The sequence below is a fragment of the Bacillus proteolyticus genome, assembly GCF_001884065.1.
GTDB classification, from domain to species: Bacteria; Bacillota; Bacilli; order Bacillales; family Bacillaceae_G; genus Bacillus_A; species Bacillus_A proteolyticus.
In genome coordinates this window covers 1-25,810 of sequence record NZ_MACH01000048.1, presented here as the reverse complement: position 1 = coordinate 25,810, position 25,810 = coordinate 1, and the positions used below count along the sequence as shown (strand labels likewise).

Here is a 25,810-nt window from a genome sequence, read left to right as displayed (position 1 = left end):
TCTCTACTCTTGCCACTATCGATGTTTCTTACACAAACATGACAGTTATGTAAGGCATATAAGTAAAGACATAAAAATTTAACCTAATGAATGAAAGTACTTTGTTACTATAGCATTGGGATATCATACCATCCATTCATTCTCCTTACAGGAACATTACAATTTTGTAAGGTAAAAAATGTACCTACAAAGTTGTGCACGAAATGTCGGATGAAGCTATTTCTTTCCTGCTATTCTAATTGCAAAGGAGGTCATTTAATGGATTCACTAAAAAATATGAATGCAGCAATGCAATATATTGAAGACAACCTGACAGATGAAATTGATTTTAAAGAAGTTGCAAGGCTAGCTCTCTGCTCCGAGTATCACTTTAAAAGGATGTTTTCATTTCTAGCTGGCATATCGCTGTCAGATTATATTCGCTGTAGACGTCTTACTCTCGCTGCCTTTGAACTCAAAAACAGCAATATAAAAGTCATTGATGTTGCTATAAAATATGGCTACAATTCACCAGATTCATTTGCACGTGCATTTCAAAATTTGCATGGCATAACGCCTTCAGAAGCTCGAAGTACTAGTCATTCTTTGAAAGCTTATTCACCAATGACCTTCCAATTATCTATTCAAGGAGGAAATGAAATGAACTATCGAATTGAAGAAAAAGACTCATTTCGAATTATAGGTATTACAAAACGAGTACCAATCATTTTCAATGGTGTAAATGAAGAAATTGCTACTATGTGGAAAAGTTTAAACCCACAGTCCATTCAAACATTAAAGATGCTTTCAAATGTGGAACCAAATGGAATCATTAGTGCTTCTACTAACTTTTCTGAAGGAAGAATGGAGGAAAAAGGAGAACTCGATCACTATATTGGAGTAGCCACAACAAAGGATTGTCCAGAGCAATTTAAACAACTCGAAGTTGCCGCTTCAACGTGGGCTATATTTGAAGCTGTCGGTCCATTTCCTGATGCACTGCAAAATGTGTGGGGACGTATTTATTCCGAATGGTTTCCTTCTTCGAACTATGAACTAGCGGAAGGACCGGAAATATTGTGGAATGAAAGTAAAGAGATGTCCTCACCGAATTTCAGAGGCGAAATATGGGTACCTGTTTTAAAAAAGTAATATAAGGGTCTAAACCTTTTCAAAATAAAGAAGCTGCTCTTCCTCTTTAAAGGAAAAGCAGCTTCTTATTTTATCCCGCTATTTGCGGGCAGTAAACGTACGATTGGTGAGGGCTGATAATCAGTGGGGGATGCCCGCCCACTGATTAAAGTTTCACTTTATACTTCTTCTCGACTCGTTCTTATACAAGAAAATAGTAATAATCGTAAGCACTATAACAACTAAAAAAGTAAATGCTCTGTAGTTCGAGATCGCAGCCGTACCGATTAACAAAGCAGGTATAACAGCCACAATTAAGCCACCAAACATACCAACAAATGATCCTACACTTTGTTTTACTACTTGGGTTTCTGATACCCAATCATAATACCCAAATCGATTATTAATAAAAATCCCCCATACTGCCGAAAATAATGAATATGCTAGCGGTGTTATTACGATTAAAAGAGAACTCCAAACATCTAGTTTTAATCCTATTATCAGTAATACGGCACTAATAAGTGATGCAGGTATACTTAATGAAAGATTCATAAGTATTTTACTGTCATAAATCACCTTTGGCGCTATAGGCAATGACTTAATAATCCATACATTTTTTCCTTCTAAAGACAATGACACACATGTTGTACACGTCATCGAAATCGCTGCTGCAATAGCAAATGGCGCAATCTTTTGCAACAGTAGCTCAACTCCAGGATACGCTATTAATTGACTTGGCCCTACTACAACTATAGCCAGCGAGAAAGCTATCGCCATCACGACTCCCATTCCACTATTTATGACATACACTGTAGAAGAGAAGAAACGTTTCAGTTCTTTTTTATACAATGCGACCAATACACTTTCTTTTCTCATACTATTAATCTCATAATTTGAAAGCATATGATAAGTGGAAATCCCTGTGTTTATTTGCTTATATTTTAACGAAAGTATTTTTATAAAAAGATAATACCAAGTAACCGATATTCCAACGAATAGGATGAAAGCTACAATATCAGCATGAACAATTGCCTTTTGAAACATGTTAGCTAGTGGATACACTTTCGTTAATTGCTCCGAGACAATTGCACCAATTCCGTTCATATCAGTAAGGCTATATTGAGCATTTCCGTTTTTTAGCATAAATAAACCAAATGTAATAATTACTATAAAACTTAAAATCGTAGTTATTTTATTCGCATTTTTAAATTTAGAAGCAATTGCTGTAATCGCAGCTCCAAAGATCGCTGCAATTGTTGTTGGAATTAAAGACGCTATAAACATACTGATGAACCACATAAAGTAAAAAGAAACTGATGAATTCCCATGTATGCCATACACAACTCCCATCGGTAGCATGATTATGATTGAAAAGATCGTATTCAGCAAGTATAAATACAAAAATCTACTTGCAATAACAGTACTTACACGAATCGGCAATGACATTAAAAAGTCGTAATCCTTAAAAGCAAAAATTTCTCCATTTGCCTTAAATATAGTGAAAAACAACGTTAATACACTACTAATAACTAGTGCATAAACGGGAATAATTTCACTCATTCCTAGTTTCACCAATCCATATGCCGAGGTTCCGCAATATAACATTAGCATGACACCAACTAGGGCAATAGATGCTGTCAGCAAAATCTTATTCTGCCTCTTTTTCTTATCTTTTTCGTATTTAAAAGTATTTAAACCGAGCTGCGTTATCAAACGGATTTTCAAAAGCCCTAAACTATTAGTATTCATTAGCAAGCTCCTTCATAAAGAGCTCTTCCAATGAGCCTTCCTTTATTAAAGAATTCACTTCCCCTGAAAGTGCTAATTTCCCTCTATTAATCATCGCTATTTTATTACATAACTTCTCCGCTACATCTAAAACGTGCGTAGAAAAGAAAATCGCACTTCCCTTTTCACAAAGCTCTTTCATAATACCTTTCAATACTACGGCTGCCTTTGGATCAAGACCAACGAAAGGTTCATCTAAAACTAATAATTTCGGTTTATGTAAAACCGCCGATATAATCGCTACTTTTTGTTTCATACCGTGTGAATAAGAAGATATTAAGTCTCCTAAGTAAGGTGTAATCTCAAAGGCATCCCCATACTTCTGTATCTGTTCTTCCCGATCCTTCGCAGACACTTTAAACACATCCGCAACAAAATTCAAATATTGAATTCCTGTTAATTGCTCATATAAATCTGGATTATCAGGAATATACGCCATTACTCTCTTACATGCAATTGGATCCTTTTTTACTGAATGTCCATCAACAAAAATTTCCCCTTCTTCAAAATCTATAACTCCTACTAACGACTTAATTGTTGTACTTTTCCCCGCACCGTTATGCCCGATAAATCCAAAGATGTCCCCTGCTTTAACAGTAATATTTAAATGATCTACCGCTTTCTTACCACCTTTGTATGTCTTGCTAAAATTTATAATTTCTAACATGTGATTTCCCCCAAACCATATTTTTTAACTGAATTTTCAGATCTAAAAGTAAAAAATTTACTCAGCGAGCCTTTTCGTTATCCCCACTGAGTATTAGAACCCCTCAACACATAGAAACTATAAATATAAAATTTAACTAGTACCGTTCAATCCCTTATTACTCACAATTGCATTTCTTTTTTATATAAAACGTAAGAATATAAATTCGTTATGATGACAGCAACTACTATAAGCCCGAGCATCATATAAGATCTCCAATCAGCCGGAGCGAAAACACTTATAATCATAATCAGTCCTAAAGCTACAAATACTTTCCCGCTAAATCGATGTGTCTTTCTCCATACTTCTTCATTACTCAATGTCCAAGGATTACGCATCCCAACGAAAAAGTTAGGCTTACACTGTGGTAAATAATTACCCATCACTACAAATAAAACACCAACTAATAATTCTGGAACTCGATTAATGAATAAATTATATCCTAGTCCACTTGTAATAATATCTATATTTCCTACAAATAGTAGCAAGAGTATCCCGTTATTCATCATCATAAAAGCTTTAGAAAATTTCTCGTAATTTGCTTTTCTTGGATCAATCTTTGGTATCACATTTAGAAATACATATAACGCAATCATAATTCCAACCATAGAAATCATTCCGTAAAGTTTAGAAGAATAACCATCTACCTTACCGCCACTCCAATGTGTCGCGATTGTATCCGGCAAATGTGGCCAAGCAAACGCCCATGCGATACAGGTTATAAGAATTAATATAATTGCAAAAAGATGCTTTCTCATTTCCCTTCATCCCCCTTATTCGTAAACGTAAACACCCAGGTCAATAAATCTTGAAAGACAGTTGTGTTTAAAGAGTACATAACGAATTGCCCTCTTTTTTCATCTTGGATAAGTTCAGCATTTTTAAGCGCATTTAAGTGGTGTGAAATACTTGGCTTTGTCATATTGAACTGTTTAGCAATTTCGCCAGCTGTTAAATCGCCTTCTTTTAATAAATCTAAAATTTTTCGCCTTGTTGGATCTGCTAATGCTTTGAATGCTTGATTCAATGTCTTTCTTCCTTTCACTAATTAGACATTTAGATATTTATCTAAATATTAAATCGAAAACCGTCAATTGTCAATTATATCCATAGCCCTTTTTACTTTTTCCACTTTTGACCTATACTGTTTACTAGCTTATATTTCAACATAATGAAAAGACTTGAAACACATGATACACTATAGCTACAATTGTTTTTTTAGGAGGAATATACATATGTATAAAATTTTAATCGTTGAAGACGATCCAAATATTTCATCATTACTGCAATCTCACATTCAAAAATACGGTTACGACGCTGTTGTTACTGAAAACTTTGATGATATTATGGAATCGTTTAACGCAGTGAAACCACATCTTGTTTTACTTGATGTAAACTTACCGAAATTCGATGGTTTCTACTGGTGCCGTCAAATTCGTCATGAATCTACTTGTCCGATTATTTTCATTTCGGCACGTGCTGGTGAAATGGAACAAATTATGGCGATTGAAAGTGGCGCGGATGATTACATTACGAAACCGTTCCACTATGACGTTGTAATGGCGAAAATTAAAGGTCAATTACGCCGTATTTACGGTGATTATGCCCCAAATATTTCTGAACGTATCGTTGAAGTAGAAGGACTAAAATTATTCCCGGAACGTCCAGAAATTCATTTTGGATCTGAGCAAGTTCTTTTAACGAAGAAAGAAGCTATTTTAGCAGAAATGCTATTATCTAAATTCCCTCGTACAGCAAGCCGTGAAGATTTATTAGCTGCCCTTTGGGATGATGAGAGCTTCGTTGAAGAAAATACATTAAACGTAAACATTACGCGTCTTCGTAAAAAGTTTAATGAGCTTGGTATAGAGAACTCTATTGAAACAGTACGTGGACTTGGGTATCGTTTTAACGCAACTTGGAGTGAATAAGCATGAAGCTATTTTTACGTGATCATTTTGCATTTTTTCTACTATATGTATTAAATTTCGGAATTATTTTCGTTCTCTATGATGCAGTAGACGGATTTCAAAACAATAAGTTTTACTTCATCGTTTTAAGTCTATACTTATTCATCTGTTTCCTCGCTTATCGTTACGTTCGAAATCGTAGAATGTACCATAGATTAAGTGAGCAACCAGAGAAAATGGAAGATGCGTTTATTGAAAGGGCGACTGCTCCGATGCCTCACGGTGTAAATGAACTCGTGCGCACGCAATATCGTCTATTCCAAAAAGAACTACAATCGTATGAAGTAAAACAACAAGAACATCAATTATTCATTAACCATTGGGTACATCAAATGAAGACGCCTGTATCTGTTATGCAGCTTATGGTGCTCGAAATGGAAGATGAACATTTGATTCCGAAATTCAAAAAAGAATTAGAACGATTAAATCAAGGACTCGATATGGCTTTATACATGGCAAGGTTAAATAACTTCCATGAAGATTTCCATGTTGAGACGATTTCATTAAAGGATACGGTAACAAAAAATATTAACGGATTAAAAGAACTATTCATTCGAAACGGAGTCTTCCCTGTTTTAGAGGTTCATTCTGATTTAAAAGTTGCTTCTGATGCGAAATGGTTAAAGTTCATCATTTATCAGTTAATGACAAATGCAGTTCGTTACTCCGGTGAACGTGGAAAGAAAGTGTTCTTATCCGCTTACCGAAACGGAAAAGATATTATTTTAGAAGTTCGCGATGAAGGTGTTGGTATTCCGCAAGAAGATATTCGAAGAGTATTTGAACCGTTTTACACTGGGAAAAACGGTCGCGCATTCGGAGAATCTACTGGTATGGGACTTTATATTGTAAGTAAAATTTGTGATTATTTAGGTCACTCTGTCAAACTAGATTCTGAAGTTGGTAAAGGAACGACGATTAAAATCATCTTCCACAACGCTGCAAATAATCAAGCAGAAACTGAGGAGAAGGTGACCGAAGCATGATCGTAACATATGCTAGCAAAATGTATGAGAACTTACTCTCATACATTTTTTGCAATAAGACTACATATTTGCCTTCTAGCGGGAGGTACATATTATGACATTTTGGCAGTTTGCCTTTAAAAATGTAACACGTAATGCCAGAGCTTATTTTGCTTATTTCGTAAGCAGTTCCTTTTCCATTGCTGTTTTCTTTTCGTTCGCTGTTTATTTGTTTCATCCAAAATTACAAAATCCCACTATGATCTCTGAAATTTCAGGATTAATGATTTTTTCAGAAGTTGTTATTGTTTTGTTCTCGTTCTTTTTTCTACTCTATTCAATCGGATCGTTTTTAAAAGTTCGTAAAAAACAATTTGGTATTTTAACTATTTTAGGTATATCAAAAAAACAATTACACCGACTCGTTTTCACTGAAAATATGTTAATTGGTATTTTATCTATCTTTTTCGGTATGCAGTTTGGACTTGTCTTTTCGCAGTTTTTCTTATTAGTAACAGCGAAAATTACACATCTACCAGGGATATATTTATATCCCCCTACGAATGCTTTCATTTTAACAACGATTGTGTTTCTTGGTCTCTTTATTGCTGTATCTTCATTTACACCCATGCTAATTCGTACGAAAAAGACGGTAAACCTATTAAAAACTAATAGTGGGAAACAAAAGGAAAGAAAACCATCCATATTTATCTCTCTATTTGGTGTTATCTGTTTATTAGGTGGTTATATTTTAGCTGCAAACCCTAAATATTTCTTCTCAATAAACACGCAAGTAGGCGTTATCTATATGGTTTCAAGTGTTTTTGTGATTCCAACACTTGTTACAATTGGGACATATTTTTTCTTTTCTCAAATTAGTTTCTTACTTATTTATATTTTAAAGAAAAGAAGAAAGTTTTATATGAAACGAATTAATATGCTTTGGATTTCGGATTTAGTAAGTCGTATTCGAACGAATATCAATATGCTTTTTATTGTAGCGATGCTTTCTACAATTGCTTTCACAATGATTACGTTCCTATATGGATTCGGAAAGTTTACAAAGCTAGATGTTACGAGAAGTTCACCTTTTCCATTTTCTTATTTTTCATATGACGCAAATCCTTTTACTAACGAGCATTTAACTTGGCTTGAGCAGCAGTTACAAAAAGAAAATTTCTCTTATAAAAAGATCAAAGCTGATTTATATGAAACACCACTGAAAGAAGATGAAGGTATAACGACTTACAATGACATCTATGCAATGAAACAAAGTGACTATAATAAACTCGCAGCTGCCCTGCGAATAAAACAACTATTCATGAGCGATAACGAAGCATATGTCTTAAGCGATGGCGCTTATTTCACCTTATTCAGCCAATTTGAGCCAAGCTTCAATAGAAAATCCATTACACTTTCTAGCACAAATACGATATTACAAGTAAAGGGCTATGAACAAGCAGGGGCCATTCCCTCTAACTTTTCATATCAAACTTTAATTTTACCTGATGTTGTTGTAAACAACTTACCAAGTACAACAAAGCGTGTATCAGCGTACAATTATAACGTACAAAACTGGGAAAAGACGTATGAAATTGCTAATGATTTTATGAAAAAAATACAAAAAGATCGAGAGGCATTCCAATACGAAGACCCCCTTATACGCTCCTATGAATCAGCAGACTCATTATATAGAATCACATCAGGAAGTGCTGCATACTTCCTAATCGGGACATTCTTAGGTGTCATTTTCTTTATTGGAGCAGGTAGCGTTCTTTATTTCAGAATGTATACGGATTTAACGAACGAACAAGAAAAATATGTAGCAATTTCAAAAATTGGTGTAACAGATGCAGAGATGAAAAAATCTGCAACCATTCAACTTAGCATTTTATTTTTCGTTCCGTACGTTATGGCGTCCATTCATACAATGTTTGCAACAAAAATGCTTCAAGATGTAATTGATTTATCACTATTCAAAGAAATTTCAGCCGTTCTTATTATTTTTGGCGTAGTTGAAGTCATCTTTTTCTTATTCATTCGCTCCTTTTACATGCAAAAGTTATCAGAGTATACGAATGGTTAAGTTTTATAAATACATTAGTACAGGAAAAGGGTATCTCTTATAGCCTTTTCCTCTTCACTCTATTAGGAGGTTTAGGTGAATGACATTTTGGCAGTTTGCCTTTAAAAACGTGACACGAAACGCCAGAGCTTATTTCGCCTATTTTGTAAGCAGTGCGTTCTCCATTGCAATCTTTTTCTCATTTGCAGTTTATTTATTTCATCCTAAACTGCATATGACAGATGTGAATTATTCTCTGAACATATTAATGACAATTTCAGAAGTTGTCATTGTGTTCTTTTCATTTTTCTTTTTACTGTATTCAATCGGGACGTTTTTAAAAGTACGAAAAAAACAGTTCGGGATTTTAACAGTACTTGGCATATCTCAAAAACAATTAAAACGACTCATATTTATAGAAAATATGTTAATTGGTGTTCTTTCTATATTTTTTGGCATTCAACTTGGAGTTGTCTTTTCACAGTTCTTTTTATTAGTTACCGCCAAAATTACACACGTACCTGGTTTATATTTATATGGGCCTACAAGTGCTATCGTTTTAACTATCATCATCTTTCTCGGGCTCTTCATTCTCGTATCATCTTTTACACCGATGCTCATTCGTACGAGAAAAGCCGTACGTCTTTTAAAAGAAGGAACACAACAAAAAGAAAGAAAAGCATCCGTACTCGTCTCTCTATTTGGTGCGGCATGTTTAATAACTGGATATGTATTAGAATCCAATCCATTATATTTTATGTCGTTAGGCGATATAATTGGGCTTGTATATGTCGTCTCTAGTATATTTGTCATTCCATCGCTTATTGCAGCTGGAACATACTTTTTCTTTTCACAAATTAGTTTTTTACTTATTCGTATTTTAAAAACGCGAAGAACGTTTTATATGAAACGAATTAATATGCTTTGGATCTCTGATCTAGCATCGCGCATTCGTACAAATATTAATATGCTCTTTATAGTAGCGATGCTATCGACGCTCGCTTTTACAATGATTACATTCTTATATGGATTCGGAAAGTTTACAAAGTTTGATGAAATTAGGGAAAATCCTTTCCCGTTTACGTATTTATCACATACTGAAAATACATTAGCTGATGAACATTTAAACTGGTTAGAGCAGAAATTTAATGAAGAGCACTTTACTTACACAAAATTTAAAACGGATATATATGAAGTATCTTCAGCTGAAGATAACACGCAGCTCTATTACGCAATTAAACAAAGTGACTATAATGTACTTGCTAAGGCATTAAATTGGGAAAAACTCACGGTGAATAAGAATGAATCTTATGTCCTAATTAAAGATTTAGATGCTCAAGTCGTTGGAACACTACATGATAGAGAAAAGAAAAGTACTCTTACACTTGCTCAAAATTCTTTACATTTGCAAGTAAAAGAATATAAAAGTTATAATCCATTTCCAAATAGTTTAATACGAAAGTTGCTCATTTTATCTGATAAAAATGTAGAAGCCTTATCAACCGTTTCCAAACAAATGAGTGTATATAACTTTAAAGTTACAGATTGGGAAAAAGCACATAATATCGGTTCATCGTTTATAACAAAAATCGATAACGACAATGCAGCAATTCAAGCAGAGCATCCACCGTTCCATGCAAGTGAAGCGAGCCATTCTCTATACACAACAAAACTAAATGTCGCCTCATTCTTCTTAATTGGTACTTTCTTAGGTGTTATTTTCTTTATCGGTGCTGGCAGTGTTCTTTATTTCCGAATGTATACAGATTTAACAAATGAGCAAGAAAAATATATAACGATTACGAAAATTGGCTTAACTGAAACTGAAATGAAACGTTCAGCGACAATTCAGCTTGCCATCTTATTCTTCGTGCCTTACATTATGGCATCTATCCATACGATGTTTGCGACAAAGATGCTACAAGAAGTTTTACATCTCTCGTTCTTCGCTGAGATTACAGTCGTACTGTTGATTTTTGGAACAGTTGAAATTTTATTTTTCCTTTTAATTCGTTCCTTTTATATGCAAAAATTATCACAACATATTAAGTTTTAAAAATAGAAAGGTGATTATTATGGAAGAAGTATTACACATAAAAAACGTCTCAAAGGTGTATGAGGGGAAAGTCCCCCATACCGCTTTAAAAAATATAAATTTACACGTAGATAAAGGTGAATTCGTTGCGATCATGGGGCCGTCCGGTAGCGGTAAATCTACATTTTTAAACGTTATTTCTACAATTGATTCTCCCACTTCTGGTGATGTCGTTATTAACGGAAAAAAACCGCACACATTTCGTAGAGAAAAGTTAGCTATTTTCCGCCGCCAAGAGTTAGGATTTGTTTTCCAAAACTTTAACCTACTAGATACACTGACAATCGGTGAAAATATCGTACTACCTTTAACGTTAGATAATGTTCCATTAAAAGAAATGGACGAAAAGCTTGATAACATTTCAAAAAAGCTTGGAATTGATCACATTTTGGACAAGCGTATTTTTGAAGTTTCTGGAGGACAAGCACAGCGTACCGCAGTAGCACGTGCTGTTATTCATCATCCTTCACTTCTACTTGCCGATGAACCAACAGGAAACTTAGATTCAAAAGCGGCAATTGATGTAATGGAGCTATTTACGAAATTGAACAAAGAAGAGGATGCAACAATTTTAATGGTTACCCACGATCCGTTTGCAGCAAGTTATTGTAACCGTGTTATTTTCATTAAAGATGGCGAGCTTTACAATGAACTGCACCGCGGATTGTACCGTGAAAAATTCTATCAAGAAATATTAGATGTTCTAGCATTACTAGGAGGAAGACGTGGATGACATTTTGGCAATTTGCATTTAAAAATGTCTCGCGTAATTCGAAAGCATATTTCGCTTACTTTGTAAGTAGTGCGTTTTCTATCATGGTTTTCTTTTCATTTACTGTATACGCGTATCATCCGCGGTTACAAATTATGAATAAATTGCAGGAACAAGATCCTCTCATGAACTTAGCTGGCATGGCACAGTTTGTTATCGTTTTGTTCTCGTTTTTCTTTCTCTTATATTCTATCGGGACATTTTTAAATGTACGGAAACAGCAATTTGGTGTTTTAACTGTTCTCGGTATATCTCAAAAACAATTAAAACGTCTTTTGTTTACTGAAAATATGATCATTGGAGTACTCGCTATCTTTGCAGGTATTCAAGGCGGGCTTGTGTTTTCTAACTTTTTCTTACTCGTTACTTCTAAATTAACAAATGCTAACGGCCTCTATTTATATTGGCCAACAGAAGCAATTATCGTTACAACGGTAACGTTTATCATTTTATTTTTCATCGTTTCTACGTTTACACCGATGTTCATTCGTACTCGGAAAACAACACAGCACATTAAGGGGACAAAAAAAGGAGACAAAGAAAAGAAACCATCTATACTTATTTCGATATTTGCTTTAATTTGCTTAACATTATGTTATTATATCGCCGGTTATCCGCAAGGCTACGTAACAGAAAAAAATGCACAAAATGGATCGGTATACCTTATCATGTTATCTATTTTGCCACTCGTAATAGTCGGAACATATTTATTCTTTTCACAGACGTTTCTCCTCTTTATCTTTATCTTAAAAAAACGGAGAAAGTTTTATATGAAACAAATAAACATGTTATGGATTTCAGATTTAGCTAGCCGTACACGTAGTAATATTAATGTGCTCTTTATCGTTTCTATGTTGTCAGCACTTGCATTTACAATTATTACTGGGTTATTTGCTGCTAATAATAATACGAAAGCATCGACATTAGAACGATATCCTTTCCCCTTCACATATACGTCCGAGGGTGAAAATCCATTTGAACAAAAGCACACTGCTACAATTGAAACGGAGCTTACAAATGCTAATTTTCAATACAATAAGCATAAGACTACAATGTTGAAAGATACAGCTTTAAAAGAAGACGTTACTCTTATGAAAATGAGTGACTATAACACACTTGCGAAACAATTAAAGAGGCCGGAAATAACTCTTGATTCTACACAAGTTTATATTATTTCTCGGTACTCACCAGAACTCTTAAATCTTGTATCAAATCCATTTGCAAAACAAAATACAGTTACACTCGGATCAAACAAAAAGGAATTTCATATTAAAGGATTTATTAATAAAGGAATCGAACCAGCCTTTGCATTCCCACATATAATTGTTGTACAAGATTATGTATTTGATGATATGATTCCTCATATTGAAACGACTATAGTGTATAACTACTTCGTTGAGAACTGGGAAGATGCAATTGTTCCGACGAAAAATATTTCAAAACATATTGGGAATGATGCGCATAGCTTCTATGAGGCAAATAAAAATATAGAATCGGCTCCTAACACCCCATTTAATATTCATACAGCTACTGATTATCTAAACTATAGTAAAGGAAATTCAATCGCTACTTTCTTTATTTGGACATTTCTTGGCTTTATGTTCTTTATCGGGGCAGCTAGTGTTTTATACTTCCGTATGTATAATGACTTAACGACTGAAAAACAAAAGTACATTACAATTACAAAACTCGGCTTAACAGAATCAGAAATGTTTCGTTCTGCAACGATTCAATTAGGGATTTTATTTTTCATTCCTTATATCGTTGCTGGTATTCATACAATATTTGCGATTAAGTTTTTACAAAGCATGTTTTCTTTCTCTTTATTAAAAGAATTAGTGATTATACTTACTTTGTTCGGGATTATCGAGATTATTTTCTTCTTCTTAATCCGTTCTCTTTACACCAATAAATTATCACAGCATATTAAAACATGAATAAAATGGCCTTGTGCAATACGCACAAGGCCATTTTCAATAGTTTTTAATAATTAGCAGCAATATCCACCATAGCCGCCGCCATATCCACCATAACCGCCGTAACCACAACCACCGCCACCACCGAAGCAGCTAGCACCGATAATGATTAATAAAATAAACAATACGATTAGAAGCGCAAAGCCACCTCCGTGGCCACGTCTACGGTCGCAATCATCATGTCTGTGTTCACACTTTTCGCTCATTACTCTATTCCTCCTTTAGTATCATTCATAACAAGATCGTCTTGCTCTAAATGAGGGGATTCCATTTATATTATGTTTTCAGGGCAAATCGGAAGCTTGGCCTTCCTAAAAACGGGCTTGTTTCATGAAAAGAGCCCCAACACAAAAAGAGGATACCTTTAAATAGGCACCCCCTTCTTTTAAACAAACATATTAAGTAAAAGCGCAAAGCCGAATGCAATAAATGATAACAATGTCTCGAGTACCGTCCACGTTTTAAAAGTTTCTTTTACTGTCAAACCTAAATACTCTTTTACAAGCCAGAACCCTGCATCATTTACGTGAGAAAACATTAATGAACCTGCACCCGTTGCAATAACAAGCAACTCCAAATTCACACCAGACATGTGCTGAATAACTGGTGAAACAATTCCTGCTGCTGTCGTTAATGCTACTGTAGCTGAACCTGTTGCAATTCGAATTAATCCAGCTACCATGAAAGCTAATACAATTGGTGATAACGATATATGTTCTGCCATTTGCGCAATCGCCGTTCCAACGCCGCTTTCAATTAATATTTGTTTAAATCCACCTCCTGCACCGATAATTAAAATAATGGAACCGACTGGTAATAAACTTTCATCCGTTAATTTTTTAATCATCTTTTTATTAATTCCTTGTTTTATGCCAAGCAAATAAAATGCTGCGAAACATGAAATAAGTAAAGCAATTACTGGACTTCCTATAAACACGAAAAATTCAGTTATTTTTTCGGTAATGAAATATACGGTGCAACTACTGATAAAATCATCAATACAACTGGTAATAAAATAATAAAGAATGAAACTTTACGACTCGGTAAATCTGTTGAAACAGTCGTAACTCGAACAAGCTCCGGTTCATTTTCAGGTATAACCCTTTTATGTACCCACTTTGCAAATACAGGCCCTGCAATAATTGCTGTTGGTAATGCGATAATTAATGAATACAATAGTACCTTTCCTAAGTTTGCATTATAAATACCAATTGCTGTCATCGCACCTGGATGCGGAGGCACTAGCCCATGTACAATCGATAATCCCGCAATAACAGGTAACGCAATTAACAATATATTTTGCTTTGTTGTTTTTCGAATGGAGATAACGAGCGGTAATAAGATGACGATCCCTACTTCAAAAAACACTGGAATCCCGATTACAAATCCAGCAAATAACATCGCCCAAGGTAATTTTTTCACCCCGAAGAATCGAATGAAGAAATCTGCTACTTGCATGCCAGCCCCTGAATCAGACATCATTTTACCCAAAATCGTACCGAGAGCTAAAATACCGACTAAATGCCCTAGTACACTTCCAACACCAGTTTCATAGGCAGTAACAATTTTGGTCAAGTTCAATCCAGACATGATAGCTAAAAATAGGCTAGCAACCGTTAAACTAATAAACGCATGCCATTTCCACCACGATACTCCTAAAATAACAATCGCGATTGCAAGTAACGTGACGATTAATAAGTATATATCCATATCCCATTCCCCTTCGATATGAAAATTTTTTACAAAAAAAGAGGGAATTAGTCCCTCTTCACTTTTTACACATCATAATTAACTACATAATGCTGCATTTCCGTATTGTAGTAGCCTTCACTATATTCAATTACCTCGCCTACTTCATCGTAAGAATAACGCATACGTTTTAATAATGCTGTCTCTTCTTTTTCCCCTAACGCTTCCGCAACGAAACTAGGTGCAGCCCCAACAGCAAATTCATCTCTGAAATTTTCTAAATGTATACCTTGTTCCTCGACTAAATCGTAAAGCGATTGTAAATCAAAGTCCGATAAGTCTGTACTTGCCATTCGCGCTGAAAAATAGTGCGTATAATGAATATACGGAGCATCATTTAAAGAGTATAGACGCTCGATTCTGAAACTCTCTTTGCCAAATAAACGAAATGGCACTGTCCCTTCTTCATTATGGACTACTTCTGCCTTTAGCAATTTCTTTTGTACTTTATAGCCTTCTTCCACTAACACTTCTGTAAATTTTTTACCTTTTGAAAGTTTTGTCGCAGAAGTATTACGAATGACTTTCGTTCCTTTACCACTTTTCTTTTCTAAATATCCTTCTTGAGCTAGTTCTTTAATTGCGTTTCGTACTGTAATTTTACTCACTTTGAACTCTTCTTCTAATTGTGGTTCAGAAGGAATATTCGTATGAATGGCATATACACCATGTAATATTCGATCGCGAATAATATTTTTTATTTGCAAATATAATGGTCCTTTTTTCCTCGTTACGTTCACTGTTACACCCACTACCTTTCTACATCACCTACTGATGCCGTCATTGCCCGAAGTATATCTTTCTCTGATGACATTGGCGTATCACCGACGATTATATGTGCAAGCATTCCAGCTGCTGACGCAAATGAAACAGCTTTCTCTGGTGCAAACTCTTCTATCTCGCCATGAATAATCCCGCTCGTATAAGCATCTCCAGCACCTATTCTATAATATACAGAAAACGTAAGGGTTTTTGCAAAAGTGAACGCACCATCTTTACATATAAATCCGCGAAGCGAGTGTGTATTATCGCTATTAATAGAGCGATGTGTACCAGCAATTGTAGCGATATAATACGTTTCAGCTACTTTTGGAATAAGATCAACAAGTTGTGCTTCCCGCTCCGTTTCTTCGGTTTTCATTCCTAAAACAAACATCGCATCTTTTTCGTTCATCATAACGATATCAGCAAGAGCCAGCATTTCTTCATAATGCGGTTTCGCCTGCTCATATCCGTCTTCTCCCCAAAGAGATGGACGATAATTGCAATCAAAAACGACAGTGCCTCCGTTTTCTTTAACTGCTTTCGCTAAAGATTTCATATGATGGCGCACAGTATCATTCATCGCAAGTGTAATCCCGCAAAAATGAACGATATCAATTTCCTTTGCGATTTCTTCAAATTGATACATTTCTTCACATGCCGTATTGAAGCTACTTTCTAATCGATTCGAATATGTAACGCGGCTTGCACGTGCTCCAAATCCATTTTCTAAAAAGTACATGCCGACATATTTACCGCCTCTTGAAACAAGCGAGGTTTGCACACCTAACTTTTGAATGTACGATAATGCCGCATCTCCAACCGAATTTTCCGGTAAAGTTGAAATAAGAAGCCCTTCATGCCCTAGATGAGAAAGCGCGGCTGCAACGTTCACACCTGTACCAGAAAATGAGTAATTTAATGTGTTAGCTTGCGACAACAACTCATATCCTGGCACTTGCAGGCGCATCATTACTTCACCGAATGCCGCGATTTTCTTACGCATATTGATCAACTAACTTCTTCACTACTGCTAATAATTCACGAACATCTTCTGTTTTCGTATTGCCAGTCTCTTTATCAATAATAGAAGAGTACACGTGCGGGATAACTTGCTCTACGTTTGCTTCAAGCGCAATACGTACAATTGTTTCAAAGTTTTCTTTATCAATTCCGCCTGTTGGCTCTAATGCAAATCCTTCTTCCGCACATGCTTTCGCAACTGCACGATATTCTTCTTCATGAGCTAAACCTTTCATTGGGAAGTATTTCAATGAATTTCCGCCCATATCACGTACAAGTGCGATCGCTGTTTTAATTGGAACGATTGCTTTTTCTTCTCCAGCCGCACTAATTGGACCAGTAGAAATATTTACGTACCCTACTTTTCCTGTTAGCGATACTAAACTATTAATCCAGCTATCTTTTCCGCCAAGATTTGCACGTGTCGCTCCAACTGAAGGGAACACTTGGTTAATATGGCTACCAGGATAATGCTTCGCAATTTCAGCTACAACTGCCGCTTGGCGATTATCTCCTGCTCCTAGTCCGATTGATACAGCGTCATCAATTTCTTTTCCATATGCCTTCATCGCTGTAACTGCTTCTTCCACTGTTGGGTAGTCTTTTGATAACACTCCTACTACTACATACCCTTCCGCTGCTTCAAAAATATCTTTCGCATTTTGGATATTGTTCGCTAATACATTTAATGCTACGCGGCCTTTATAAAAACGTTTTTGAATGTTTGTCATTTTAGTTTCCCCCTACAATTCCTCTCATTTTTTCTTCAATTACATGTATGTCATCACCTTGAAGTGGACGTGGATCAATATCAAAGAATCCTTGTCTTACGCCGTAATCACGTGTGTAAATGGCAATTTCCCCTTCGCGTAATGCATTTACAACGTCTTTTGCTGATTTATTTAACTCATTCTCGTTAATGTGAATACGTGCTCTAAAGATTGCTCTTCCCGCTTCATCTTGAACGATTGTTACATTTACACCGTTTAATTCTTTTAGCGGTATAAGTACTTGTAACAATTCTTTTTCTTGCTGGCTCTTATCTTCCTTTACTCCGTACTCATCAAGTGCTTGAAGTAAGCCGAACGTTGTTTCTTTCCCAACTTTCATACTTCTCCCGATGCAATGTAATTGCACTTTCAGCCACTCAATATATTTTCGTTTCCCGCCAACAATACCAGAAGTAGGCCCTTCAATCGCCTTTGAACCACTATAAATGGCAAGGTCTGAATACTTCACATATTTTTGAATATCTTCTTCAGCTGCCGCATCGACGATAAGTGGGATGTTATTTCGCTGCGCTACTTCCCATGCTTCTTCAACAGAAATCATATTTTTTTGCACTGCGTGATGTGATTTCACATAAAGAATCGCTGCTGTATTTTCACCAATCGCATCTTCAATATGCTCTGCTTTCCCTTCATTTGCATAACCAACTTCAACGAGTTTTCCTCCACCTAAGTAAATCATCGTTTCAACAGGAGCACCGTATTGAACGTTATGACCTTTTAACATAATCACTTCGTTTTTCGCGATGACCTCTTGATGAAGTCTTTCACTTTTACGTCGATTTCCTTCTGTAACGATAGCAGCGATAGAAAGCGCAATTCCACTCGATGCTGAATTCACAACAACCGCTGCCTCTGAATCTAGAATTCTCGCAATATGGTCTCCTGCTTTATCTACTAAATCAGCAATTTCCACATAATTTTGTCCACCATGCTTCATCGCATCCATAACTGTATTTGCCGGAGCAGATACACCTAAAATACTCATTCTACCGCTCGCATTAATCACTCTTTTTAATCCGTACTTAGCATTCAATGAATGACCCATTGATTACAACCCCTTTCGTATCAATCCTTCTTTCAGCAATGCGCTGATCCCCTTCTGAATCAATTAACGTAACCTTCTCATCTTTCACCGTAAATAAAGTTAAATTTGCAATATCTCCTTCTTGAATACGGCCAAGCTCTGGTTTTTTCAGCCACTCTGCCGCATGTTTCGTCACCGCATCAATTACTTCTTCTAGCGGATAACCTAAGTAAAGGAATTTCGAAAGAACGTGAGCCATACTATACACTGGACCGTGTATACGATTCTTCCGGTAAATATCTGTACTAATTGTATTAAAGGCAATATCGTGATGCTTCGCTGCTTCTGCTACTTTAAAAGAAAAACTAGCATTACCGTGACCAACATCTAAATGTACGCCGCGATTCACTGCATCTAGTAACACAGGTAGCGGTTTGCCTTCTTCATCAAATAAATTATTTTCTTTCCCGTTTAAGTAATGTGTAATCACATCATCTTTTTCTAAAAGAGGTACAACTTCCTCTATGCGAGGAGGTGCTGAACCGATATGTACCATAATCGGCAATGATGTTTCACGAGATAAAGAGCGTGCAACATGAAGCGGTTCAATTCCACTATCACAAACGACACTTTTACTCATTCTCGCCTTTAATCCGACGATTATATCTTTATACTTTTCTACTGCTTCTATTACTTTCTCTTTATCTATCCATTCCATATTGGATAGTTCATCAATTCGTTTCAAACCGATGCGAGAAATATTTAAAAAGGCAAATAAATTCGTTTTCGCCTGCTCTCTACTTTTTACTAAATCTGCAATGCGATCAGCTCCGCAGCTACCCGCATCAACAATTGTCGTTACCCCTTGCTTAACGCCAATTTCATCCACCTCATCGCCGTACGGATCAAACTCTGGAAAAGCGTGAACGTGTAAATCAATCCAGCCACTCGATACGTAAGTACCAGGGTAATCAAGAACCTTTCCACCCTCGCCAGCACCAGCTTTCGTCACCTGTGCGATTTTATTATTTTCAACTACAATGTCAATCTCTTCCCCGTTCACACGTTTCACATTACGTAGTACGAATCGTTCTGTCATTGTACTTCCACCCTTTTCTATAAGAAGCCATAAGAATACGCTTACATTAATGTTTCATTTTACATCTCTTTCACACGTTTAGCGTAACACAAAAAAAGGGAGAAATAAATATAACGTTATAATGTTTAATTATAAATAAAAAAGGGCTCCCAAAAATATTGATAGTACGGCAAAGAACGGCAATTCCCTCTTTATATAATAAAAGACTGTCCCACATGGCACAGCCTTTTTCTCTATTCCTGAGCCGTCACAATAACCCCATCCATATTGTTCCCGGAAATTTCATACTGCTTATTTACCGGAACATTCACTTTCATATTCCCCGAAACTTTATAATAAGAAACAGTATATTTCTTACCTTCTACTTCAGTTGAAATCTCTTTTTCCTCTTTTAAAAACTCTAAATATTCCTCTAGTGTAAAATTCTTTTTTTGCATAATTGCGCTATGAGGTAGGCCGACATAACGGATGTGCCATGGCTCATATTGAATTCCAGTAATGTTACTTTTATTTTTCGGATAACGTAAAACAAATCCGTGCTTCCATACATTCTCTTCAATCCATTTTCCTTCAGGCGCTTTCTCCATTTTCTTTTGAGTAGACCCAACGTCCAGTGATAAGCCTAAATTATGCTCACTGTATCCTGCTGGAAGCGCATAATCAGATCCCATTTTTTCATATAGCTGTCTTTGCTCTTGGAAATCTCGATAACCACTACTAATCAAAAAATGGTTAACACTTTCCTTTCCAGCCGCATCGACAACGTTCAAAAACTTTTTCACAACATCCTTTGATAAACGAAGATTTCTATCAAATATTACATAGCCTCTCACTAATTCACTATTATGATTTAAATTTATAATATCAGACCTAATACTATCTTTTTTAACTGGGTAATCTTTGTTAACTAATAATAAATCGCCCTTATAAATTTGTTCCTTCGTAATCTCTTTCCTCTCGGTGTTTGCCGCCTTTACTAGCTCATCTTTCCCGACAATTTTAACGTCGATTTCCTTTTGAAATAATGGTGATATATAAAAGCCTACACAGACTGTACATAATAAAAAAAGAGAAATAAATACCCACTTTTTCATTTCTAGTTCCTCCTTAACGTAACTTACGTATAGAATAGAAAAAACTATTAAAATAAAAAGTGGGGTAAAGTTTAAATTTTTATTAAATTGTTAAATTCTCGTCTTTTGGCAATCGCACTTCAAATATTGTTCTAACTACATTACTTTCAGCCGAAATCTTCCCATCATGTTGTTCAACAATATTTTTCGCAATAAATAGCCCAAGGCCTGTACCACCTTGCTGCTCTGATCTTGCCTTATCACCTGTATAAAACATATCAAAAAGATACGGTAAATCTTCTTCTGGAATGCTATCTCCGTAATTAATAACTTGTACGACAACTTCTTCATTATCGATATACCCATTCAGATCAACAAATTGCCCATCATATCCGTATCGAACAGCATTTGTTAACAAGTTTTCAAATACTCTAGCTAACAATTTTCCATCACCGTTAATCGGTAAATGAGGATCAACATGCAATCTTGCTTCTAAATGATGTTTCTCTAATAGCGGATACAATTCCTCATCTAGCTGTATAAGCAACTCACTTATATCAATCGGCTTTTTATTTAGTTGTAACATGCCATAATTCATACGTGTAATTTCAAATAATTCATCAATTAAGCTTTCAAGCCTTTGCGATTTCGTAAAAGCAATCGTGGAAAAGTGTTTAATTTGTTCCTTCGTCAAATTCTCATCTTTAAGAATTAAATCTAAATATCCTAACACTGATGTTAACGGCGTTCTTAAATCGTGAGCTAAGTTAACAATAAGCTGATCCTTACTACTTTCCGCGAAGTCTCCTCGTTCCACTGCTTCCTTTAATTTCTCACTCGCTACATTAATTTCGCTTGCGATATATCCAAACTCATCATTTGATGAAATGCGCACTTGATTTGTAAAATCTCCGTTCGCCAAATGATGAATCCCGTTTGAAATCTCATCAAAATACTTTAAATACGGTCTAGTAAGGAAGAAGAAAAACATAATGGACAGAGGGATAAAAATAATTAAAAAGAAATTAACGTCCCCAATTTGTCTTACCACGGAACGAAATTGAGCTAAAGGATCTTCATAACGAACGACTAATTTATAATAAATCCTTAATCCTTCATAAATGAAATATGTTACGCCACCGGCTAATATCATACTTAACGCAAATAGCATAACCATCTTCGAGCGAAAACTTCTCATCTTTTTAGCCATTGAAAGTATACCCTACTCCCCACACTGTTTTTATTAATTTATCTTTTCTTTTATCTTCTCCAAGTTTTTTTCGTAAAGTACGGATATGTACCATAACTGTATTTCCACCTTCATAATAATCATCCGCCCATACTTGCTGAAAGATATTTTCCACATTGTACACTTTCTTCGGATGGCTCGCTAATAAATATAAAATATCAAACTCTTTCGGTGTTAATTCAACTTGTTCTCCGTACACATTCACTGTTCTTCGCTCCGGATCAATAACGACTCCGCCTACCTCTAAAGCAGATTTATTCTCCGCTACTTTTGGCTGATTTAACGTAAGAAACCGGCGTAATTGTGCATTTACACGTGCAACTAATTCAATCGGTGTAAAAGGTTTCGTCATATAATCATCTGCACCTAATACAAGACCTGTCACCTTATCAAAATCAGACGTTTTCGCACTTAAGAAAATGATTGGCATATGGTGCTTCGCACGAATTTGGCGCGTCACTTCATAACCATCCATCTTCGGCATCATAATATCTAAAACCACTAAATCGATTGGCTGCGTTTCAATAATATGAATTGCCTCTTCTCCATCAGCTGCTTTCACGACGTGGTAATCTTCTTTTTCTAAATGTATCTCAATTAAATCAGCAATTTCTGCCTCATCATCAGCTATTAAAATTGAAATGCGCTTCATTTTACTCCCCCTTTTATACGCTAGATTGTAAACTAGTCTATCCAATTTGTACAATACGAAAAGGCTACTCGTTAAAGTAACCTTGGTAAATAAAATTATATCAGCGATTTTCCAAATATATCGACCACTACTTGAATTATATCGGCGATTTTTCAATTATATCGACCGTAACTCGAATTATATCAGCGATTATTGAAATATATCGACTTACCGACAATTAACGACAAAATCCCTACCGCTCCAAAACAATCCGCTGTTTCGTAATTTCCGCCAATCTCCCGCGATCCACCTCATACTCAGCATCAATGCTTTGCGGTACAATCACTTTCCCATCTTTAAGCATCACTTCCGGCGAAATAATATCCTTCTCCCAATGTCGACTAGAAGCTGATATATCACCAGGAATCGTAAAGTTCGGCAATGAAGCAAGCGCAACATTTTGCGCTCGTGAAATCCCCATCTCTACCATACCACCGCACCAAACAGGGATATTATGCTCCATACAATAATTATGAATTTGAACCGATTCTGTTAATCCGCCCACTCGCCCTGGTTTAATGTTAACGATTTGGCAACTGCCAAGTGTAATCGCAACGCGCGCGTCTTCTAAACTATGGATGCTTTCGTCTAAGCAAATTGGCGTTTCAATTTTCTTTTGCAGCTGTGCATGATCAAGAAAATCGTAATCCGCTAGCGGTTGTTCAATCATCATCAGCCTGAATTCATCTAATCGTTTCAGTTTCTCTGCATCCGCTAATGTATACGCAGAATTCGCATCAGCCATTAACGGGATGTACGGAAACTCTTTACGAATTTCTTTTAATAACTCGTAGTCATGTTCTGGCTTTATTTTCACTTTAAAACGCTCGTATCCTTCTTCCGCGTACTTCTCGATTTGTTTTAACATAATCGGAATCGTATTAATTCCGATTACAACACCGACTTCAATTTCAGACTTAGTTCCGCCAAGTAATATCGCTAGCGATTTCTTTTGACGCTTCGCATATAAATCCCAAACAGCCCCTTCAATTCCCGCCTTTGCCATTCGGTTTCTTTTTATATGTTGAAATAGACCCGGTACCTCATTCGGATGAGAAATTTCAGCCTTTAATAAATCAGGTAATAAAAAGTCTTGCAGTACATGCAGTGCTGTCTTCACCGTTTCTTCCGTATACCACGGTTCAGAAAAAGCAACGACTTCACCAAATCCAATGTGTCCGTCCGTATCTTCTAATTCAATGACGATACTCTCACGCTTTTCATAAGTTCCATAGCTTGCAGCAAACGGGATTACGAGTGGCATTTCCGTTATATGAAGTGTCGCTTTTTTTATTTCCACTTACATCTCCTCCACTAATTGTCTTAACTCTCGTCTTAACAATTTCTTCGAAGCATTTCGTGGTAATTCCTCTAAGAAACACACTTTCTTCGGCACTTTATATTTCGCTAATTTCTCCTCGCAAAAATGAAGAATTTCTTCTTCTGTTACCGCCCCGCTTTTTACAACAAAAGCAGCCGGTACTTGTCCCCATTTATCGTCAGTCATACCGACAACACCTGCTTCCGCTACCATCGGATGAGAAAGCAACACCTCTTCAATTTGGGCCGGATATATATTTTCCCCACCAGAAATAATTAAATCACTGCGGCGATCTAATACGTATAAAAATCCTTCTTCGTCTAAATAACCGAGGTCACCAGTATGAAGCCAGCCATTTTGAATTGTCTCGCGCGTCGCATCTTCACGATTAAAATAGCCACCTGTTACGTTTGGTCCTTTTACTACGATTTCGCCTTCCGCATGTGGCGGCACTACGACGCCATCTTTTTCAATACGGAGTTGGCACTGGAATAAAGGTTTCCCAGCTGATCCTACTTTCGTTAACATGTAATCTGCGGATAACGTACAAATTTGCGACGACGTTTCTGTCATTCCGTACGTTTGATACACAGGAATTCCTTTATCTACACACGTTTCTAATAACGGTTTCGGCGCTGGTCCTCCGCCAAGTAACATGCATCGTAAAGAAGATGGATATGTTCCTTCTCCAAGTCTCTCTAATAAATCTGTTAACATTTTAGAAACGACAGAAATAATCGTAACACCTCTCGTTTGAAGTGCTTCATGAATAAAATTAGCATCATATTTCGGAACGAGTAAAATGCGCATACCATACATAATATTTTTCATCAAAAGAGATAGTCCGCCAACATGGAACATCGGCATACAAGCTAACCAGCAATCATCATCACGAAGCCCTAAGTTAAGCGAAGAACCGACTGCACTTGCCCAGTGATTGCCGTACGTTAAAATAACGCCTTTCGGTTTCCCTGTCGTCCCAGACGTATAAATAATTGTCATCGCTTCTTCTAAAGAGAATTCTTCTTGTATAGAGGCTTCTGCCTTTGGCCCATTCATCACTTCAGCGAACGAATAGACAGGAACACCCTTAGCCTCAAAATCTTGATCCGTCACTAAACAAACAACTTCAGCATCATCCATTTGCCAAAGTAGCTCTTCTCTTGAAAGACGCGTATTTAAAAGCACAGCTACTGCACCTACGTAAGATAGGGCGTGAATAACTGAAATCATCTCCATACCATTTTTCATCAGAACAGCCACCTTTTGTCCCTGCTTCACTCTAACATGTGAAAGCTGTTCACAAACAGATACTACTTTTTCATGCAGCTGCATGAAAGTAACTTTCTCTTCCTCTATTTCAATTGCAGTACGATCAGGTGTTAAAAATGCACGTTGCATTAACCAATTCGGCATCGTCTCCATCATTCATTCTCCTTTCATGAAAGAAAGAGACTTGATATGACATCAAGTCTCTTAGTTGTTTTGTTTCCGGTTTGATCTTATCTAGCTGCAGCGACTAGAATGTCCGGTGGCTTCACTTCTTCCTACGAGGCAAAAAGCGCCTCTCTGTCAGAAGCT

22 protein-coding genes and 1 pseudogene are annotated in these 25,810 nt (G+C 36.2%); 7 read left to right on the top strand and 16 right to left on the bottom strand.

What is annotated here, in order from left to right:
* Positions 1-258 precede the first annotated feature (258 nt).
* Entirely contained in the window at positions 259-1,131 is an 873-nt protein-coding gene (locus BAQ49_RS04690; protein ID WP_071744371.1) for an AraC family transcriptional regulator, read from the top strand.
* Between the two features lie 153 nt (positions 1,132-1,284).
* Here the strand turns inward: BAQ49_RS04690 and BAQ49_RS04685 are convergent, their stop codons facing one another.
* The 4 genes from BAQ49_RS04685 to BAQ49_RS04670 form a co-directional block, all read right to left on the bottom strand.
* Positions 1,285-2,859 (bottom strand): putative ABC transporter permease subunit, encoded by a 1,575-nt coding sequence (locus BAQ49_RS04685; RefSeq protein ID WP_071744370.1) that lies wholly within the window; start codon positions 2,857-2,859, stop codon positions 1,285-1,287.
* A complete protein-coding gene (locus BAQ49_RS04680; protein WP_071744369.1) occupies positions 2,849-3,565 on the bottom strand; it encodes an ABC transporter ATP-binding protein in 717 nt (238 codons plus the stop codon). Before BAQ49_RS04680 ends, BAQ49_RS04685 begins: the two co-directional genes overlap by 11 nt.
* A 161-nt stretch (positions 3,566-3,726) precedes the next feature.
* Positions 3,727-4,362, bottom strand: coding sequence for an SdpI family protein (locus tag BAQ49_RS04675; protein WP_071744368.1), 636 nt, complete (start codon positions 4,360-4,362; stop codon positions 3,727-3,729).
* Positions 4,359-4,631, bottom strand: a complete 273-nt coding sequence (locus tag BAQ49_RS04670) for an autorepressor SdpR family transcription factor (protein WP_071744367.1) — start codon at positions 4,629-4,631, stop codon at positions 4,359-4,361. The genes BAQ49_RS04675 and BAQ49_RS04670 overlap by 4 nt, the downstream gene beginning before the upstream one ends.
* A 208-nt stretch (positions 4,632-4,839) precedes the next feature.
* On the opposite strand from BAQ49_RS04670, the gene BAQ49_RS04665 reads away from it, so the two are divergent.
* The 6 genes from BAQ49_RS04665 (at position 4,840) to BAQ49_RS04640 (ending at position 13,408) form a co-directional block, all read left to right on the top strand.
* A complete protein-coding gene (locus BAQ49_RS04665) occupies positions 4,840-5,535 on the top strand; it encodes a response regulator transcription factor (protein WP_071744366.1) in 696 nt (231 codons plus the stop codon).
* A gap of 2 nt (positions 5,536-5,537) precedes the next feature.
* Positions 5,538-6,560: a sensor histidine kinase gene (locus tag BAQ49_RS04660; RefSeq protein ID WP_071744365.1), complete on the top strand. Its 1,023-nt coding sequence runs from the start codon at positions 5,538-5,540 to the stop codon at positions 6,558-6,560.
* A 94-nt stretch (positions 6,561-6,654) separates the two neighbouring features.
* On the top strand, positions 6,655-8,625 hold the full coding sequence (locus tag BAQ49_RS04655) for an FtsX-like permease family protein (protein ID WP_071744364.1): 1,971 nt from the start codon (positions 6,655-6,657) through the stop codon (positions 8,623-8,625).
* A gap of 79 nt (positions 8,626-8,704) precedes the next feature.
* Entirely contained in the window at positions 8,705-10,660 is a 1,956-nt protein-coding gene (locus BAQ49_RS04650) for an FtsX-like permease family protein (protein ID WP_071744363.1), read from the top strand.
* 19 nt (positions 10,661-10,679) lie between these two features.
* Positions 10,680-11,432, top strand: coding sequence for an ABC transporter ATP-binding protein (locus BAQ49_RS04645; protein WP_000393250.1), 753 nt, complete (start codon positions 10,680-10,682; stop codon positions 11,430-11,432).
* Positions 11,429-13,408 carry an FtsX-like permease family protein gene (locus BAQ49_RS04640; protein ID WP_071744362.1) on the top strand — a complete coding sequence of 660 codons (1,980 nt, stop codon included), beginning with the start codon at positions 11,429-11,431 and terminating at the stop codon, positions 13,406-13,408. Before BAQ49_RS04645 ends, BAQ49_RS04640 begins: the two co-directional genes overlap by 4 nt.
* Positions 13,409-13,461: 53 nt before the next feature.
* Here BAQ49_RS04640 and BAQ49_RS04635 read toward each other — a convergent pair whose 3' ends face one another.
* The 12 genes and pseudogenes from BAQ49_RS04635 to BAQ49_RS04580 form a co-directional block, all read right to left on the bottom strand.
* Complete coding sequence (locus BAQ49_RS04635) at positions 13,462-13,653, bottom strand: YjcZ family sporulation protein (protein WP_071744361.1); 192 nt, start codon at positions 13,651-13,653, stop codon at positions 13,462-13,464.
* 179 nt (positions 13,654-13,832) lie between these two features.
* A pseudogene (gntP, locus tag BAQ49_RS04630) lies at positions 13,833-15,157 on the bottom strand (gluconate permease GntP).
* A gap of 65 nt (positions 15,158-15,222) precedes the next feature.
* Positions 15,223-15,948: a GntR family transcriptional regulator gene (locus BAQ49_RS04625; protein WP_071744360.1), complete on the bottom strand. Its 726-nt coding sequence runs from the start codon at positions 15,946-15,948 to the stop codon at positions 15,223-15,225.
* Entirely contained in the window at positions 15,948-16,964 is a 1,017-nt protein-coding gene (locus tag BAQ49_RS04620; RefSeq protein WP_071744359.1) for a sugar kinase, read from the bottom strand. Before BAQ49_RS04620 ends, BAQ49_RS04625 begins: the two co-directional genes overlap by 1 nt.
* Entirely contained in the window at positions 16,957-17,712 is a 756-nt protein-coding gene (dagF, locus tag BAQ49_RS04615; protein WP_071744358.1) for a 2-dehydro-3-deoxy-phosphogluconate aldolase, read from the bottom strand. The genes BAQ49_RS04620 and dagF overlap by 8 nt, the downstream gene beginning before the upstream one ends.
* A gap of 1 nt (position 17,713) precedes the next feature.
* Complete coding sequence (locus BAQ49_RS04610; protein WP_071744357.1) at positions 17,714-18,817, bottom strand: DgaE family pyridoxal phosphate-dependent ammonia lyase; 1,104 nt, start codon at positions 18,815-18,817, stop codon at positions 17,714-17,716.
* Complete coding sequence (locus tag BAQ49_RS04605) at positions 18,795-19,895, bottom strand: amidohydrolase/deacetylase family metallohydrolase (protein WP_071744356.1); 1,101 nt, start codon at positions 19,893-19,895, stop codon at positions 18,795-18,797. Before BAQ49_RS04605 ends, BAQ49_RS04610 begins: the two co-directional genes overlap by 23 nt.
* Before the next feature lie 233 nt (positions 19,896-20,128).
* Positions 20,129-20,989 carry a M15 family metallopeptidase gene (locus tag BAQ49_RS04600; RefSeq protein ID WP_071744355.1) on the bottom strand — a complete coding sequence of 287 codons (861 nt, stop codon included), beginning with the start codon at positions 20,987-20,989 and terminating at the stop codon, positions 20,129-20,131.
* An 82-nt stretch (positions 20,990-21,071) separates the two neighbouring features.
* A complete protein-coding gene (locus BAQ49_RS04595) occupies positions 21,072-22,178 on the bottom strand; it encodes a HAMP domain-containing sensor histidine kinase (protein ID WP_071744354.1) in 1,107 nt (368 codons plus the stop codon).
* Entirely contained in the window at positions 22,171-22,869 is a 699-nt protein-coding gene (locus BAQ49_RS04590; protein ID WP_071744353.1) for a response regulator transcription factor, read from the bottom strand. The genes BAQ49_RS04595 and BAQ49_RS04590 overlap by 8 nt, the downstream gene beginning before the upstream one ends.
* A 232-nt stretch (positions 22,870-23,101) precedes the next feature.
* The gene (gene menC, locus BAQ49_RS04585) at positions 23,102-24,208 is read right to left on the bottom strand and encodes an o-succinylbenzoate synthase (RefSeq protein ID WP_071744352.1); all 1,107 of its coding nucleotides are present in this window, start codon (positions 24,206-24,208) and stop codon (positions 23,102-23,104) included.
* On the bottom strand, positions 24,209-25,654 hold the full coding sequence (locus tag BAQ49_RS04580) for an o-succinylbenzoate--CoA ligase (RefSeq protein ID WP_071744351.1): 1,446 nt from the start codon (positions 25,652-25,654) through the stop codon (positions 24,209-24,211).
* Positions 25,655-25,810 lie beyond the last annotated feature (156 nt).

Coding starts and splice junctions, on each gene's coding strand:
- BAQ49_RS04590 (WP_071744353.1), bottom strand. CDS start 22,869: ATGAAGCGCATTTCAATTTTAATAGCTGATGATGAGGCAGAAATTGCT.
- BAQ49_RS04655 (WP_071744364.1), top strand. CDS start 6,655: ATGACATTTTGGCAGTTTGCCTTTAAAAATGTAACACGTAATGCCAGA.
- BAQ49_RS04595 (WP_071744354.1), bottom strand. CDS start 22,178: ATGGCTAAAAAGATGAGAAGTTTTCGCTCGAAGATGGTTATGCTATTT.
- BAQ49_RS04685 (WP_071744370.1), bottom strand. CDS start 2,859: ATGAATACTAATAGTTTAGGGCTTTTGAAAATCCGTTTGATAACGCAG.
- BAQ49_RS04675 (WP_071744368.1), bottom strand. CDS start 4,362: ATGAGAAAGCATCTTTTTGCAATTATATTAATTCTTATAACCTGTATC.
- dagF (WP_071744358.1), bottom strand. CDS start 17,712: ATGACAAACATTCAAAAACGTTTTTATAAAGGCCGCGTAGCATTAAAT.
- BAQ49_RS04635 (WP_071744361.1), bottom strand. CDS start 13,653: ATGAGCGAAAAGTGTGAACACAGACATGATGATTGCGACCGTAGACGT.
- BAQ49_RS04660 (WP_071744365.1), top strand. CDS start 5,538: ATGAAGCTATTTTTACGTGATCATTTTGCATTTTTTCTACTATATGTA.
- BAQ49_RS04610 (WP_071744357.1), bottom strand. CDS start 18,817: ATGGGTCATTCATTGAATGCTAAGTACGGATTAAAAAGAGTGATTAAT.
- BAQ49_RS04680 (WP_071744369.1), bottom strand. CDS start 3,565: ATGTTAGAAATTATAAATTTTAGCAAGACATACAAAGGTGGTAAGAAA.
- BAQ49_RS04640 (WP_071744362.1), top strand. CDS start 11,429: ATGACATTTTGGCAATTTGCATTTAAAAATGTCTCGCGTAATTCGAAA.
- BAQ49_RS04665 (WP_071744366.1), top strand. CDS start 4,840: ATGTATAAAATTTTAATCGTTGAAGACGATCCAAATATTTCATCATTA.
- BAQ49_RS04650 (WP_071744363.1), top strand. CDS start 8,705: ATGACATTTTGGCAGTTTGCCTTTAAAAACGTGACACGAAACGCCAGA.
- BAQ49_RS04600 (WP_071744355.1), bottom strand. CDS start 20,989: ATGAAAAAGTGGGTATTTATTTCTCTTTTTTTATTATGTACAGTCTGT.
- BAQ49_RS04690 (WP_071744371.1), top strand. CDS start 259: ATGGATTCACTAAAAAATATGAATGCAGCAATGCAATATATTGAAGAC.
- BAQ49_RS04605 (WP_071744356.1), bottom strand. CDS start 19,895: ATGACAGAACGATTCGTACTACGTAATGTGAAACGTGTGAACGGGGAA.
- BAQ49_RS04645 (WP_000393250.1), top strand. CDS start 10,680: ATGGAAGAAGTATTACACATAAAAAACGTCTCAAAGGTGTATGAGGGG.
- BAQ49_RS04580 (WP_071744351.1), bottom strand. CDS start 25,654: ATGGAGACGATGCCGAATTGGTTAATGCAACGTGCATTTTTAACACCT.
- BAQ49_RS04620 (WP_071744359.1), bottom strand. CDS start 16,964: ATGCGTAAGAAAATCGCGGCATTCGGTGAAGTAATGATGCGCCTGCAA.